Below are 16,639 nucleotides of genomic sequence, written 5' to 3'. Positions count from 1 at the left end.
CAATAATTAGTTAAAAAAAATAAAAGAAGTGAGAAAGCATATATATTTTTTCCCACCTCTTTAAATACTATACTTCTACATGTTAATTAATTTACAACACTATCATAGTAATTTACTATATACCAATATTGTCCCATTTGTCTTAAGATAAATACTCTTTTTACAACAGGATCATAAACATCTCCAGTATCAGCATTAAAATATCTGTGATATAATCTAGTTTCTACTTCTGCTCTAGGCAAACCATACTCTTCAACTATAGTAATTTTATCAATACTATAATTAAGTAAAGTATATGTTATAGCTGGATTATATTCATTTTTAATCATATTAAGAACCATTGTATAATGTGTTTTTAACTGAGGATCCTTTGTAGATACAATATTTCTCTGTAATTCTGCCGTAAATTCATTTCTTACTTTTCTGTCATAAGCAGAGATTAGGTATTTTTTGAATTCCTCAAATAATAATTTTCTATCTTCAGGTAAAGAAGTTCTGTAAAGAATATCAAATCTTATAGCTAATTCTCTTATATTACTAGATTTATATGCCATTTCTAAATTATTCAAGAAATTATTTCCAAAATTAGTTCTTAGCATATTAGGACTAATAGTATCAGAGAATTGATCTCTTAAAAATGCTTCAAAACTTAAATTTCTAGCTTTTTGACGCACTCCTGTATCAGTAAAATCTTCAAGATATGTATTGCTGTAATTACTTCTGTATATTTCAGAATATCTTTGGCTTATACTTATAATAGAAGGCATATGCATATAAGTAAAATAATTAGTCCAATCTTTATTTTTCATAGCTAATAAAGTATTAGAAATAATATCATTAGGATAAAGAGCCTTCATTGTATTTTGATTAGTTGTAATCAAATTATTGTTATTTGGTATAGCAGAATTATTTTGCTGATATACTCTAGCTTCATCTATCAAGAAATATGCAGTATCTGCTTTCATTGAGAAGTTATCGCTTATTTCAGGCATAGGGTTAAAGCTACATTCTATTCTGTATCTTCCTGTTTTATTAAAATAGAACCAATTATTCAAATCTACATAATATGAATAACTTTCACCTTCATTAAGAGTTACAACTCTATCTTTAGAAGAGTCTAAAGTTCTTTCATTTTTATATTTCCAAAGAGTATAATTATCTGATGATACTACAGGATTATTGTAATTATCATATACTGTAAAGCTATAATTATTAAAAGGATTAACAGAGTTTGTAAAACTTACAGTACCTTTTTTGGCATATATCTTTATTTCCATAGTTATAGGTTCATTTAGTCTATATCTATTTAAATCAAAGTTCATGCTGATAGTATAACTGGATGGAGCCACTACATTATCATCTGGATAAACTCTTTTTACTTGATCTAACATAATTGTATCTAAAAAGTTGGCATTTTGAGCAAATACATTAGAACAGTTAATAATTATAAATAAAAGTAATAATATTCTATATTTCATACGTCATTACCTTAAAAAATACTACTATAATTCTTTATCGGCAAAAAATAAAAATAACATAAGAAAAATTATATGCATTCTATATTATTAGAGTTCAGATAAAAAACAAGTGTATTGATAATTTTCATTAACATATCAGCTATATTTATATGAATTTATTATATACTTGACATAAAACATTTTGTACATATTAAATAATTCGTTAAGGAATAGAAAAATATTCAGTTATATTAATAGTAATTATGAAGATTAATACAGTTTATTATTATAAATGATTAATTAATTTTTATTCTTTACATTTTTACTTATTACTCTATAATAGAAGAAAATCGTTATAATGGGGCAAAATAATGAATTTAAAAGAATATATGAATATAAGACTAGAAGAAATCAATAAAACTATTGATAATGTATTTGATAAAAGCACTATAGAATTAGAAAATAGTTTCATAGAAATGCTTAAATATCCATTGTATGCAGGTGGTAAAAGATTAAGACCGATACTTACATGTTTGGCATGCGAACTTTTTAATGGTGATTATAAAAAGGCTTTAATACCTGCTGTAGCATTGGAGCTTATACATACATATTCTTTAGTTCATGATGATTTGCCTGCTATGGATAATGATGATTTAAGAAGAGGAAAACCTACTACTCATGTAAAGTACGGTGAAGCTAATGCTATACTTGTAGGAGATGGGCTTTTAACTCATGCATTTCAATTACTTTCAAAGGCAGATGTTAAAGATAGTACTTTAAGACAATTATTTTTTGAATTAAGTTATGCAGCTGGAATAAGTGGAATGGTTATGGGGCAGTTTATAGATTTATATTATGAAGAAAAAGAAATCAATTTTGATATGCTAAAGATACTTCATGCTAAAAAAACAGGTGCTATGATTAGAGGAGCCATAAGATTAGGAGCCATAGCATCTGAAAATACAAATGAACATGATATAGAAAATATAACAAAATATGGTGAAGCTATAGGACTTGCATTCCAAATACAAGATGACATACTTGATGTTATTTCTGATAATGAAACTTTGGGTAAAACTGTTGGTAAAGATGAAAAAGAAGGAAAACTTACTTACGTTAAGCACTTCGGACTTGAAGGTGCAAAAGAAGAAGCCAAAAAAGTAATTGAAAAATCTATTGAATATTTAAAGCCTTATAAAGATAGTGAAGCTAAGAATATTTTAATAGAATTAGCAAATTATATAATAGAAAGAAAATCATAAAATTTTACAATAATTTCATCATATATTTAAATTACTATGCAAAATCAAATGATTAAATTCTTTTTGTAACTCTCCGATAACAAAAAGAAAATTAAAAATTATGAAATAATATTATGAATGAAATAAAAAAAATAAATTTAGAATCTATAAATAAAAATATTAAAGCATACCCTTATGACTTTATTAATATGCTTGAAAATGCTAAACAATCGGATATAACTTTACAGGTAATAGAAACAAAATCCCAAAAACCTTCGGCAAAAGTTTTAAAAAACGGAAAACAGATACTTCTTCATAGTGCTTATGATCCGGTAAAAGAAGCCAATACTTTAATAAAAGAAATTGAAAATGATGAAGATTTGGATTTGGTATTCATATTTGGTATAGGCGGAGGATATTTGATTAATGCTGTTAGAAAATTAAATGTTTCTGTTGCTGTGATTGAGCCTGATATAAATTTTTTTAACTCTTTAATAGATAATTTTAGATTAGACAAAATACTTGAAGATAATAAAATAACTTTCTTTATAGGCGGAAATGATGATGAGGATATAGAGAAGTTTATATCTATAACAACAACAAAAAAGGTAAAATTTTTTATTACTAGGTCTTATGCATCTTTGTTCCCTGATGAGGCTGTATATTATCAAAGCAAGGTTCTTTCAGTAGTAGATAAAAAAATTATAAATATAAATACTATTTCAAGATTTGATAAACTTTGGACTTATAATATAGCTTCTAATGCAGTAGAAATTGCAACTCATTACGGAGTTAATAGATTTTTTAATAAATATAATAATATACCTGCTGTTATAGTATCAGCCGGTCCTTCTCTTGAAAAGAATATTAGAAAATTAAAAGAGATGAAAAATAAGGCAATTATAATAGCTGTTGATACGGCAATGAAGCCTTTATCATCACATGGAATATCACCTCATTTTGTTATTACTATTGACCCGCAGAAAAAAAATTCAAAATATTTTAGAAATATTTATTTTGAAGATACTATACTTATTGCAGAGTCATCTGTTGATCATGAAGCTATATCATCATTCAATGGTGCTAAATATTTTATAGGGTCTATATTTCCTCTTGCTAAATATTTTATGAAGCCTTTAGGTGAAAGAGGTGAGATTACTATGGGCGGAAGTGTATCTACTGCTGCTTATGATTTTGCCATTAGAATAGGTGCTAATCCTATAATAATGGTTGGTTTGGATTTGTCATTTCCTAATCATCAGACGCATATAAAAGGAAGCTACCATGAAGAAAATTTCTTTACTGAAATAGGGAAATTAGATTCTTATGACAGCAGAATATATAAAGTGCTTGTTTCTGGAAATTTAAGAGAAGAAAAAAATATTTATGGTGATAGTGTATTTACTGATTCAAGATTTGATATGTACAGAAATTGGTATGAAGCTCAATGTGCTAATAACAGTAAAATAAAATTTTATAACGCAACAGAGGGCGGTGTTATAATAAAAGCAATGGAGAATATTGCACTTCAGGAACTAATTGATAAATTTGATAATATTAATATAGAAACTGATAAATATGATAGAAATACAGAAGACAAAATAAAAATACTAGAAAATTTAAAAAATGGGTTAATAAAAATTGATAAAGAAATAATATCATTAAAGCCTTATGTTGAAGATGCAATTAATTTATGTCATACAATTAATGATGAGCTATCAAGGCACAGAAAAGTAGATAAACTTATTTCAAAATTAGATGAGGCAGATATGAAAATACTTCATATAAGTAAAGTGAATGAATTTTTAGGCATTACAATGCAGAAAACTATCAAGACCATCACAGAAGGTTTTGAGTTTAAAGATGAAACTATGAATAAAGCCATAGTAAATTCTTTTAAATTATATGAAGCTATGAAAGATAGTATTGATTTTAACCATTACATAATAGAACGTGCATTAATCAAAATAAACAAAGAATTATCTTTTTGACAAAGTATTATATTTTTAGTATAATGTTTGATATAAATTAAGCAGCAAATTATTACTGTTTATGTTTTTTTATTATATTGAGCGAGTAAAAATTTATTTATAATTAAAGTTATTAAATATAGTTAAAGGATAAAAATATGAAAATACTTGTTATAGGTTCAGGTGCAAGAGAGCATGCTATTTGTCATAATTTAAGTAAGAATGAAAAAGTTTCAAAAATATACTGTGCTTCAGGGAATGCAGGTACAGCAAAAGAAAACAAATGCGAAAATGTTAAAATTTCTACAATAGATGAAATACTTAATTTTGCTAAAAAGGAAGGTATAGATTTAACTATTGTAGGAAGCGAAGAGATGCTTGTATATGGAATAGTTGATAAGTTTGAAGAAAACGGACTTAAAATATTCGGACCTAATAAACAGGCTGCTATACTTGAAGGTTCTAAAGCTTATTCTAAAAGTTTTATGAAAAAGTATGGTATAAAAACAGCAGAATATGAAGTGTTTAATGATTATAATGAAGCTGATAAATATTTAGAAAAATGCAGTTATCCTATAGTTGTAAAGGCTAGCGGACTTGCTTTGGGTAAAGGTGTTGTAATATGTCAAGATAAAAAAGAAGCTAAAAATGCTATAGAAGATATAATGGTAAAAAAAGTTTTTAAAGAAGCTGGAGATGAAGTTGTAATAGAAGAATTTTTAGAAGGAGTTGAAGCTTCAATACTTTCAGTTACAGACAGCAATGTTATAATACCTTTCATATCAGCTAAGGATCATAAAAAAGTAGGGGATAATGATACAGGAAATAATACAGGAGGAATGGGGGTTATATCTCCTAATCCTTATTACACAAAAGAGGCAGAAGAATTATTTATTAAAGATATATTAGAACCTACACTTAAAGGAATAAAAGCAGAAAAAATGTCATTTGCAGGAATTATATTTTTCGGGCTTATGATTACTAAAAAAGGCGTATACTTGCTTGAATATAATGTAAGAATGGGAGACCCAGAAACTCAAGCTGTGCTTCAGCTTCTGGAAACAGATTATTTATCTATTATAGAATCAGCAATGAAAAGAGATTTATCTAATTTAAATATTAAATGGAAAAATAAACACGCATGCTGTGTAGTAATGGCTTCAGGCGGATACCCTGCTTCTTACAATAAAGGCTATAAAATAGAAGGCATTGATAAAATTAATGGAAAGTGTTTTATTGCCGGTGCAAAATTGGATGAAAACAACAATATTATTACTGACGGAGGACGCGTTCTAAATGTTGTTAATGTTGCTGACAGTTTGGAAGAGGCTAGAAAACTTACTTATGCGGATATAGAAAAAATAGATTTTAAAGATAAATACTATAGAAAAGATATAGGCTTGATAAAATAAGCATTTATAATTTTGGGTATTAAAAGATATATTAATATAATTTTATTTAATATCTTTTAATACCTTATTTTTAATCTCTTCATCATTCATTTTTTCAGCACATTTTATACAGTTCTCATAAATATATTTAGAATACGGCAAATGCTCATTAGTTAATGCTATTTTTACAAATTCCCATAATATATTAATTTTATCATTATATTCTGTATTTATAATAATTTTTAATGAACTATCCACTATTGATATTCCTGCATGTATATTGTAAAAGGCCTTATTATTAGCATTTTTTATATCATCTATATTTGAAATAATAATATTCAAAGCTTCATCATAATTAGCAACCATAATAAGATTTTCTATATAATTGCTTAAATATGAAATAAAATAAAATAAATTTTTTTTTATTAATGCAGGATTCTGTCTGCTTTTTTCATAGGCTTCTTTAGTTATGCAGTATAATTGTTTATTTGCCTCAAGTTCTCCTTCTTTATTTCCCACTTTAATTTCAAAATCTCTCAATCTTTCTAAATTTATTCTATCCCATTGTTTTATACTAGATTTCCATATATTTATTAATTCATAATATAAATCTTTAAATCCTAATTCTAAAGAATATTCTATTGCATAGTAAATATTTAAATTTTCTATATTCATTTCAAAACGTACATTATCATCATAACCAATAGAACAATCGCTGTTTGCATTTTTTGCTTTTTCAAATAGTTCTTTATTATCTTTATTATACTGATTAAGCAGGAATGTTAAAACTTCTAATGCTATTCCTATGCCTTTATATTTTGAAGTTTTTCTGTCTTTTATCTCTTCTTCAAATAGATAAATTATTATATTTTTTACCGCGTCTTTTTTTAATCCTTTTAAATTTGTATAAAACAAAATAGAAAAAGATAATCTTGCCCTTAATAGATAATTTTTATCAACATCATCTTCTGTATCACATGAATATTTTTTTATTAAACTGTCAAAATTGTCTTTATTATTATAAAAGGAGGTAACCATATTATAAAAGTCATTTTGATACATTTTTAAAGCGTTTATTAATTTTTCCTGATATAATTCCATAAATGAAAACTCCTAATTTAATACTATAGCAAAAAAAGATGCTTATGTCAAAATAATTATTTTACAAGCCCCGCCCTTTAAAGTTTAAAGCTTTATTCTGTAATAAACGTCTTATTTATTTTTATTGCTTAATTAGTAAAAGCACACCCGCCCAAGTGTTTTTTTAAATTTGCGAACATTAACATCACGCGGTAAGCAGAACTAAAAATTTATAGTTTAGTTTTATTGTTAGCAAAATTTATTTTTAGAACTAGTTTAACGCGTGGTAAAGTAAGTCTTTTAAAAATAAAAAACCTGCCTTAATAAACTATTAAGACAGGATTTTTAAATATGATTGTTTTATTTAAACAGCTATTTTGTTAAAATTAATTATGCTTTTGGTCCGAATTTAAATCCTAACTGTAAACCTATATCAAAAGTACCACCATCAACAAAAGGTGTACCACTCATACTTCCGTCTGTAGCTACTTTAGGCATAAAATCATAACCTAAATATAAACCTATATTCAAAGCTATTTTATCTGTAAAGAATATAGAATAGTCGAAAGTACCTTTTATATTATCCTATTAATGCTGTAGAATACATATTTCCTATAATATCAACACCATATGTTTGAGATTCACCTTTTGTATCACCATATTTTACGCTTAAAGTTGTAGCCATAGGAATTTTTACTCCTCCGCCTATACCTATTGCAAATGCTCCAATATTAAATTTAGGAAGCAAGCCTATTTGTATACTTTCAAAAGATTGAGATATATTAAATCTAGGTGCTCCAGACATACCAGTCATAGCATAACCGTCTATAGAATAAGCAAAAGTATCATGTGCATATCCTATTTCACCCAATATACTAATTCCTAAACCATCAGTTATTCAAATCATATAACCTAATTGAGTTGTAACTCCTGCATCAAAACCAACCCCGCTTTTAATAATATCTTTAGGTGTCCCTTCTGGTATTTTAGGAAATCCAATGCTTAGTCCTAATGGTACATTGAGTATGAACTCAAATCCGCTTGCTGCAAATGCCGATGTGCTTAATGCTGCTGCTAATACAGCTGTGAAAATAATTTTTTTCAAGTGTTTCATAAAAAACCCCTTATTAATTTTTTTATTTATAACAATTAAAGATTTTTTAATCTTTAAGAAGTTATCAAATGTTTATCTATATATCTAGCTTAAATATATTTCTTCTTTATTCAATGTTATTAATTGATAAAGTTTGCACCTAAGTATGGTTAGGTATGATTTTTATTTTCACCAATAATCATGTAAAACTGTTCAGAAAATTTTTTTATATCAAAAACATCATTATCATAAGAATCGTATAAACTTAACAGTATTAAAGATAATAATAATATGCTTGTATTTTCTTTATCTAAATTAGTTTTTTTATAATCATTTAGTATGCTGATTAAATATTGATTATTAAAAGTTTCTTTAAAATCATAATCGTTAATATTAAAAATAGTTTTTATTTCACTGCAAATAGAAATTACTAATTTATTTTCCATTTGTTTTATATTATTCATTATCAATTTTGCCCTTGATAATGTTTCTTTATTTTTTATAATTTTAGATAAAAAAAGTATTTCAAAAGATTTATTTTCAAAAATAATTTTTTCTATTTCTCTTATCTCCAAACCATAAGATTTAAGATTCATTATTTCTTTTACAATATCAATATGTTCATCTATATAATATCTGCTTTCTGTTCTGATCATGCCTTTTTCAACTCTGTATGCCGGAAGAAGTTCTTTATTATCCTATTCTCTAAGTAAATTAATACTCATATTTTTTATGTCATTTTTTTCTAAAAGTTTTAAAAACTCTCCTATAGATATTAATTTTTTTTATTTACTAAAGAATATTTTGGAAGCGTATATTTTCTGCCATTTATAAAATATTTTATCTCAACAGCATTTATATTTCTTTTAGCATTCTCATCTATATTATTATTTTCATCTCTTTTAGCCATATTTATAAATTCCTAATAATATTGTTTAATTTTTAAAGAGCTTCATTAAAAAGTAAATTATATTATACACTTCATTAAACATTATTAATTATATTTTTTTATACCTAAGTATGGTTACATACTAACAGTTTTAATTTTTTTCTAATTTGATGTATTTATATGGATGTCAATTGAAGTTAAATTAAGAATTTTTTTCAATTTTTTATAGGAATTTCTATTTGTTTGTATATATCATAGAAATTATTGATTTTTTTTATTATATCTTCTATCTCTTCACAGCTTAATTTATATTCTTCTTCTAAAAATGAATAAAATAATTTACGCTGATCATATATATAATTATCCTCTTTTATTGATTCTATTTCTTTTTATTAATTTATAGACTTCAAATTCTTTTATGTTTTCTTCTATATCTATAAATGTTTCTTTATCTTTAACCAAATCTAAAATATAATTTATTAATTCTTCAAATTGATAGCAATTATATTTTTTATACTCTTCATAATCAATAATATCAATAAAATATAAATTATTAAGCATTACAAAAAAATTTCTAATATCATTTTTTATTTTATAGAGTTTACATGAAATTTCTATATTAGTCTTTGTATTTTCTTCTTTTTCATTTTTAAGATATTCTGCTATATTGAAATATATACTTGTCAATATAAACTTATAATAATAAATGTATATATCTTTATAATCATATATTGAATATCTTTTAATTATTTTTTCTTCATCTTGATAATAGTAAACATAATAATTAATCATACCGTAATTTTCTATATTATACTTTTTTGCTGTTTCATTATTTAAATAAAATTTGTAAAACTTATAAATATTATGATTTCTAAGTGTATTATATTTATGAATGTAAAGCTCTATTATTTTTACATACTCTTCTTCATTTATAATTTCTTTATTAAATAAATAACCTATAAAATATTGTAAGTAATGAAAAACACTGTCATAGTATAAAATGCCTTTTTGTAACTGTTCATCTTCTTTTATATTGTAGTTCTTATTATCTCTTATTAAATTAAGTATTGTATCATACAAATAAAATATTATATTCTCTAAGTCTTTTATTTGTATATTTTCAAAATTATTAAATATATTTTTTATATCTATTTTCTTTATTTCTTTTTGTCTTTCTTTATCATAGCTTATATCTAAACAAGTTTCTTTTATATATTTTTCGCTTCTAATGTACATCTCTAATTTAAGTATTTTATCAAAATTAAATATCTCTTTTGCTATCTCTTCAGTATCATCTAAATAGCTTATATTTCTGATAAATACAAAATCTGTACTTTTTATATCTTTATATATTCTCAATATTTCATCTAAAACTATTAAACTTTCTAATGTATAATATCTAGTATCTTTTTGCTTATCTTCTTTATTTAATCTATATGAAGGAAGAATTGAAGCAGTTTTTTTATTGTTATCAAAATATTCTTGCATCACTTTCTTTAATCTTTCAATTTCTCTCTCTTTGATTATAAGTTCAAAATTTTATATCTTTTATAATATATTTATAATTTTTTTCTTTATTTAAAAAGCTGTAATTATCATACATTAATTTGTAAGGACTTATTATTTTATTAATTATTTCATATATATAGGTATGTCTAAATTGTTCATAAGATTTTAAATTATTATATAATTCTAAAAATACTCCTATTTCAAAAAAGCAAATTTTATTTTCATCTAAAAATAAATAAATATCATCTGTATAACCATAATCTATTTCTTTATAGCTTAAATTTTCTTTAAACTCTATTTTTATATATTTATATTTTCCTTTTTTTAATTGTGCGGGCTTTCCTGAATTTTTTGATATTAATAATACTTCTGTATTGTTATTTTCTTTTATAGAATTAATCTTTTTTACTATATTTTCTAGAGAATGAAGAATATAATAATCATCATAGCGTTTATTTATATTACTTTCGTATGAATCATATTTTGAAGATATATTGTATTTTTCAATTATATATCTTCTATTATTATAATTTATATTAAATTTTTTATTCTTACTAGAATCCATTATAAAACCTAAAAATTTTATATCATTCTATAGTATAAATATTATTTTAGCAATTATTGACTTTATATACTATAAATATAAAATAACTAACAAAAATTATTTAAAAAAATATTGTTATGAAAAACTTTATAAAAAATGAACTTCAAAATTGGAAATTAATAGAGATTCTATGGATTATAATTGCAGGCGGTATAATATTGTCGCTTTCTATATATTGGAAGGAAAATGTTATCGGTATAGTATCATCAATAAGCGGAATATTATGTGTAATACTCACAGGAAAAGGAAAATTATCTTCATATATATTTGGAATGGTTAATACTATTCTTTATTCATATATTGCTTTTAATGCTAAATATTACGGCGAGTTTATGTTAAATGTCTTCTATTATATACCTATGAATATAGCGGGATTTATATTATGGAGCAGAAATTTAAATAAAGAAAACAGCGAAGTTATAAAAACAAAATTAAATAATAAATACAAAATTATAATATTTGCTTTGTCTTTTGCTTCAATATTTGTTTACGGACTTGTATTAAAAAAATTAGGAGGCTCTCTTCCATTTGTTGATAGTGCAAGTACAGTTTTTGCAATAACAGCACAGATACTATGCATTAAAAGATGCTCTGAGCAATGGATAATGTGGATACTGGTAAACATTTTAAATATTTCTATATGGTATATTAATTTTTCAAGCGGAGGCGATAATATAGCAACTTTGCTTATGTGGAGTGTTTATTTGGTTAATGCTTTGTTTATGCTTATAAAATGGTATAAAGAAGCTAATTTACAAAAATAATTTGGAGTTTTTATGTATAATGTAGGAATGTACGGAGGTTCTTTTAATCCTCTTCATCTTGGACATGTAAGATGCATAATAGAAGCTGCCAATCAATGCAAAAAACTTTATATTGTTTTGGCTGTAGGAAATAACAGAAATGAAATTGGTAAAAAAATAAGATACCGCTGGCTTTATCAATTAACAAAGCATATTGGAAATGTGAAAATTATATTTATAGAAGATGAAGCAAAAACAAAAGAAGAATATACAGAAGATTTATGGGAAGCAGATTCTATAAAAATAAAAAATGCTATAGGGGAAAAAATTGATGCTGTATTTTGCGGAGATGATTATAAGAATAGAGATTCATTTTATACTAGACACTATAAAGATTCAAAGTTAATATTCATAGAAAGAAATGAAATAAGCTCATCAAAAATCAGAGAGAATGTTTATAAGTATTGGGATTATCTGCCTAATATAGTAAAGCCTTATTATACAAAAAAAGTTTTATTATTAGGAAGCGAAAGCACAGGAAAATCTACTCTCACAATTAATTTAGCAAATTATTATAATACCAATTATATAGAAGAAGCAGGCAGAGGATTATCTGAAAAGTCAGGTACTGATTTGCTTATGCTTTCAGAAGATTTTACTGAAATACTTCTTACTCATAAATTAAATGAAATTAAAGCAATAGAGTATAGCAATAAAATATTATTTATTGATACTGATGCTATAATTACAAATTTTTATATGCATTTTTTAGAAGATGAAAATATTATTGATAATGAAAGGCTTGCAAAAGCTATTATACATATAAATAAATACGATTTGATATTATTCTTAGAGCCTGATGTTGATTTTGTTCAAGACGGCGACAGAAGCGAAGTTATAAAAAATGACAGAGTAAAATACAGTAATAAGATAAAAGATATACTTAATAGTTTGAATATAAAATATCATTCTATAAACGGTGATTATCAGTTAAGATTTAAAAAGGCTGTTTCTATAATAGATAGTTTATTTAAATAAATGTTATACAGCTAATAAAGTTAATAATTTAATACTTTACTTTTATTTGTATTTTAGTATAATGATTGACTAAATATTACTTTATATTGTTTTTTGTGTTTTAATAATAAATTATGATTAGGAAAATGTGTAAATGACTTTTGTATCTCCGAAATTTTTATTCTTGCTGTTAACTCTGCCTATTATAATATTTTTATATATACAAACTAGAAAGAATCATTCTTATTCTGTAAAACATCCTAGAGTAAGTATGTCTAATGTATTAAAATCAAGATATTATGTAAAAGATATACCATTTGCACTTATTATTTTGGCACTTGCATTTTCTATTATAGGTTTAGCCCGTCCTGCTAAAATTTCCCATTTATCAGATATCAATGGGGAGGGTATTTATATTTCACTTGTAGTAGACGTTTCTCCTTCTATGATGGCTGAAGATATGGCTCCTACAAGACTTGAAGCTTCCAAAAAAACTATGATAGATTTTATAAAAAAGAGAAATTTTGATAAAATTAGTTTAGTATCATTTGCTTTGCGTGCTTCTGTGCTGTCTCCTGCAACTTTTGATTATACATCTTTGGAGGAAGAAATAAATAAAATAGAGATAGATGAAGAGGGTTCAACTTCAATAGGACTTGGTATTGCTACGGCTGTTGATATGCTTAGAAGCGTTAAAGATGACAATGAAAAGATTATTATACTTCTTACAGACGGTGAAAATAATTCCGGAGAAATAGATCCTAAATTAGCTTCTGAAATAGCGTCAAATTTTAGTATAAAAGTATATACAATAGGAATAGGTGATGCTAATGGAAGTCATGCTTGGGTTACTTATGATGATCCTAATTACGGACGCAGAAGAATAAGGGCAGATTTTACATTGAATGAAAAAAGTTTAATAGAAATAGCATCTATTACTGGAGGAAAATATTTTAATGCTAAAACAAGTTCAGCATTAGATAATGTTTATAACACAATAGACAGAATAGAGAAAAAACCAATATTAGATGATGACTTAATTCAATACAAAGAACTTTATAAGCCTTTTATAATAATGGCTTTAATTTGTATTTGTCTTAGTATTATACTTTCTACAACTAGATTTTTAATAATACCTTAGATTTATTATTTCATAGATATTTATACTAAATCATAATAATTATTAAATATTTTCTTGACTATTTATGTTAATTAATATACAATTGCTTAATTATATTTTAAAAAAGAGGTAAAACTATGGCTGAGATAAAAAATTATCACTTCTCTTCTGAGTCGGTAACAGAAGGCCATCCTGATAAGATTTGCGATGCTGTAAGCGATGCAGTCTTAGACGAATGTTTAAAACAAGATCCTAATTCTAGAGTTGCGTGCGAGACTTTAGCGAAAACAGGAATGCTTATTATTGCTGGAGAAATTACTACAAAAGCTAGATTGGATTATCAAAAAATCGCTAGAGATACCGTAAGGCGAATAGGATATACAAGCAGCGATATGGGATTTGACGCTGATACTTGTGCAGTTATGGAAGCTATTGCAGAACAATCCCCAGATATAGATATGGGAGTAAGTGCTGGTAAGGGATTATTTAATTCTGAATCATCAAATGTTTCTGAAGGTGCAGGTGACCAAGGTATAATGTTCGGTTATGCTATAAATGAAACTGAAACATTTATGCCTTTAACTATACATTTAGCTCATAGATTGGCAGAACGTTTAACAAAGGTTAGAAAAGATAAAATAGTTGACTATTTGAGACCAGATGGTAAAAGTCAGGTTACTGTTGAATATAAAGATGGTAAAGCTGCTAGAATAGAAGCTGTTGTTATTTCTACTCAGCATGCTGCCGGTGTTGAGCACAAGCAAATAGAAGCAGATATTAAAAAACATGTCATTAATGAAATATGTCCTCCTAATATGCTTGATGCAAACACAAAATATTATATTAACCCAACAGGTTCATTTGTAGTAGGCGGACCTATGGGAGACTGCGGATTAACAGGAAGAAAAATCATAGTAGACAGCTACGGCGGACATGGTGCACATGGAGGCGGTGCTTTCTCTGGTAAAGACCCTACAAAAGTAGACAGAAGTGCTTGCTATATGGCTAGATATGTTGCTAAAAACATTGTTGCTTCTGGAATAGCTGATAGAGCTTTAGTACAATTTGCTTATGCTATCGGAGTACCTGAACCTTTATCAGTATATGTTAATACTTTTGGTACTTGCAAAGTTCATGATGAAGTATTAGCAGCTATCATTACTAAACAAATTGATTTAACTCCTGCAGGTATAATCAAAACTTTGGATTTAAGAAGACCTATATATGAAAAAACTACAGCATATGGACACTTTGGAAGAGAACTTCCAGAGTTTACTTGGGAGAAAACAGATCTTAAACATTTATTTTCTAATGCTAAATAATTAATTATTTAATATAGTTTTAAACATTCAAGGCTTGTTAATATTGAAATATTAGCAAGCCTTTTGTTAAGGATGTAAACAATATGAGAAAATTAAGTGGTAGTTTTATAAAAAATTGTGATTTAATAAAAATTGTTGATATAGTAAAAAAAGATGATACTTTGTTATTTTGTATAAGAAACAATTATATTAATGTTTATTATAGAGGCGTAAGTATTTTAAAATTTGAAGATGGTATTGGAGTAGATAAGTCAATTTATAATAAGGCATATCTTGTAAATTCTTCATTAACTATATCTAGTATATATGATTGGATTAATAATATAGGACTATTAAAAAATTTAATTGATACAAATATAAGTAAATTCCAAACAGAAAAAGAATTCCAACAGCTTATTGTTAGAACAAATACAAAATCTAAATTAGCATTAGAGTCAGATTATTATTTTGTTGATGTTGAAAGTATAGATTCTGATATGAAAGAATGCCGATTTGATATAGTTGGTTTTAAATGGACTGATCGTAAAGATATTAGTAAATGTCAATTGAGTATAGTAGAAATGAAATATGGTAAAAATGCTTTTGATAATATGGATAAACATTTTAATGATATCTTATATTTAGACGGACATTCTCATCTTGAGGATTTAAAAAAAACAAACACTGATTCAATTTACAGAATTAAAGGAACTAGGATTAATAAATTTAAGCAGCGGAGCAGAGAAAAATGCAGATGATATCAAAAAATTAGATGAAAAAACAGAATATATTATTTTGTTTGCCGATATGAATCCTAGAAGCGAACTAACTTATAGAATATATGAAGAAGCAGTAAAAACACAAAAGAAATTACAAAATATAGAAATTAAATTTGCTGTGTCCTCATTTATGGGATATGCATTATTCAATCAGTTTGTACTAGACTTAAATCAATTTAAAGATTTCTGTAATGAATTAAAAATAAAAAATTTCTAAATTATAAAAAGCATACTAATATTTATAATGCATATTAGTATGCTTTTATTAATATCTAGTTTTCAAATAAGTTAAAAAATCATTGAGTTCATTAATTATTTTATTTTTTACTTTTTCTTTATAATGTCTTAATATATTAGCTATAAAACGAGGAACATCTATATCAAAAACAATTTTTTTATAATCTATACCATCATATTCTATTAATTCTAACAATGTTTATAATGC

16 protein-coding genes and 1 pseudogene are annotated in these 16,639 nt (G+C 25.3%); 9 read left to right on the top strand and 8 right to left on the bottom strand.

Features of this window, described 5'->3' with window-relative positions; translation table 11 throughout:
* Positions 1–86 precede the first annotated feature (86 nt).
* On the bottom strand, positions 87–1,478 hold the full coding sequence (locus T324_RS0103265) for a hypothetical protein (protein ID WP_028328946.1): 1,392 nt from the start codon (positions 1,476–1,478) through the stop codon (positions 87–89).
* A gap of 350 nt (positions 1,479–1,828) precedes the next feature.
* Between T324_RS0103265 and T324_RS0103260 the strand changes: the two genes are divergently transcribed.
* The 3 genes from T324_RS0103260 (at position 1,829) to purD (ending at position 6,080) form a co-directional block, all read left to right on the top strand.
* Entirely contained in the window at positions 1,829–2,719 is an 891-nt protein-coding gene (locus T324_RS0103260) for a polyprenyl synthetase family protein (protein WP_028328945.1), read from the top strand.
* A 113-nt stretch (positions 2,720–2,832) separates the two neighbouring features.
* On the top strand, positions 2,833–4,689 hold the full coding sequence (locus T324_RS0103255) for a motility associated factor glycosyltransferase family protein (protein ID WP_028328944.1): 1,857 nt from the start codon (positions 2,833–2,835) through the stop codon (positions 4,687–4,689).
* A 137-nt stretch (positions 4,690–4,826) separates the two neighbouring features.
* Positions 4,827–6,080 (top strand): phosphoribosylamine--glycine ligase, encoded by a 1,254-nt coding sequence (gene purD / locus T324_RS0103250; RefSeq protein ID WP_028328943.1) that lies wholly within the window; start codon positions 4,827–4,829, stop codon positions 6,078–6,080.
* 42 nt (positions 6,081–6,122) lie between these two features.
* Here the strand turns inward: purD and T324_RS0103245 are convergent, their stop codons facing one another.
* The 6 genes and pseudogenes from T324_RS0103245 to T324_RS17660 all read right to left on the bottom strand — a co-directional run bounded on the left by T324_RS0103245 (position 6,123) and on the right by T324_RS17660 (position 11,195).
* A complete protein-coding gene (locus T324_RS0103245) occupies positions 6,123–7,160 on the bottom strand; it encodes a hypothetical protein (protein WP_028328942.1) in 1,038 nt (345 codons plus the stop codon).
* Between the two features lie 369 nt (positions 7,161–7,529).
* Positions 7,530–8,253 (bottom strand): annotated as a pseudogene (locus T324_RS16635) (porin family protein).
* 149 nt (positions 8,254–8,402) lie between these two features.
* Positions 8,403–8,888, bottom strand: a complete 486-nt coding sequence (locus T324_RS16630) for a hypothetical protein (RefSeq protein ID WP_245580616.1) — start codon at positions 8,886–8,888, stop codon at positions 8,403–8,405.
* Between the two features lie 119 nt (positions 8,889–9,007).
* Entirely contained in the window at positions 9,008–9,142 is a 135-nt protein-coding gene (locus tag T324_RS18725) for a hypothetical protein (protein ID WP_281171794.1), read from the bottom strand.
* A gap of 339 nt (positions 9,143–9,481) precedes the next feature.
* Positions 9,482–10,612, bottom strand: a complete 1,131-nt coding sequence (locus T324_RS17665; protein WP_028328941.1) for a hypothetical protein — start codon at positions 10,610–10,612, stop codon at positions 9,482–9,484.
* 40 nt (positions 10,613–10,652) lie between these two features.
* The gene (locus T324_RS17660; RefSeq protein WP_028328940.1) at positions 10,653–11,195 is read right to left on the bottom strand and encodes a hypothetical protein; all 543 of its coding nucleotides are present in this window, start codon (positions 11,193–11,195) and stop codon (positions 10,653–10,655) included.
* A gap of 116 nt (positions 11,196–11,311) precedes the next feature.
* Between T324_RS17660 and pnuC the strand changes: the two genes are divergently transcribed.
* The 6 genes from pnuC to T324_RS18385 all read left to right on the top strand — a co-directional run bounded on the left by pnuC (position 11,312) and on the right by T324_RS18385 (position 16,411).
* On the top strand, positions 11,312–11,998 hold the full coding sequence (gene pnuC / locus T324_RS0103220; protein WP_028328939.1) for a nicotinamide riboside transporter PnuC: 687 nt from the start codon (positions 11,312–11,314) through the stop codon (positions 11,996–11,998).
* 12 nt (positions 11,999–12,010) lie between these two features.
* Positions 12,011–13,015 (top strand): AAA family ATPase, encoded by a 1,005-nt coding sequence (locus T324_RS0103215; RefSeq protein ID WP_028328938.1) that lies wholly within the window; start codon positions 12,011–12,013, stop codon positions 13,013–13,015.
* Between the two features lie 133 nt (positions 13,016–13,148).
* Positions 13,149–14,135 (top strand): vWA domain-containing protein, encoded by a 987-nt coding sequence (locus tag T324_RS0103210; RefSeq protein WP_028328937.1) that lies wholly within the window; start codon positions 13,149–13,151, stop codon positions 14,133–14,135.
* Positions 14,136–14,251: 116 nt separating this feature from the next.
* Positions 14,252–15,436: a methionine adenosyltransferase gene (gene metK / locus T324_RS0103205; protein WP_028328936.1), complete on the top strand. Its 1,185-nt coding sequence runs from the start codon at positions 14,252–14,254 to the stop codon at positions 15,434–15,436.
* Positions 15,437–15,519: 83 nt separating this feature from the next.
* Positions 15,520–16,173 (top strand): hypothetical protein, encoded by a 654-nt coding sequence (locus T324_RS16620; RefSeq protein WP_245580615.1) that lies wholly within the window; start codon positions 15,520–15,522, stop codon positions 16,171–16,173.
* A gap of 49 nt (positions 16,174–16,222) precedes the next feature.
* On the top strand, positions 16,223–16,411 hold the full coding sequence (locus tag T324_RS18385) for a hypothetical protein (RefSeq protein WP_245580614.1): 189 nt from the start codon (positions 16,223–16,225) through the stop codon (positions 16,409–16,411).
* A 48-nt stretch (positions 16,412–16,459) separates the two neighbouring features.
* On the opposite strand, the gene T324_RS18005 is transcribed toward T324_RS18385, so the two are convergent.
* On the bottom strand, positions 16,460–16,627 hold the full coding sequence (locus T324_RS18005; RefSeq protein WP_156920141.1) for a hypothetical protein: 168 nt from the start codon (positions 16,625–16,627) through the stop codon (positions 16,460–16,462).
* Between the last annotated feature and the right edge of the window lie 12 nt (positions 16,628–16,639).

It is taken from the genome of Brachyspira alvinipulli ATCC 51933, assembly GCF_000518245.1.
In the GTDB taxonomy this organism is placed as follows: domain Bacteria; phylum Spirochaetota; class Brachyspiria; order Brachyspirales; family Brachyspiraceae; genus Brachyspira; species Brachyspira alvinipulli.
The sequence above is the reverse complement of the archived record's forward strand: the minus strand, read 5'-3'. Positions and strand labels throughout refer to the sequence as shown.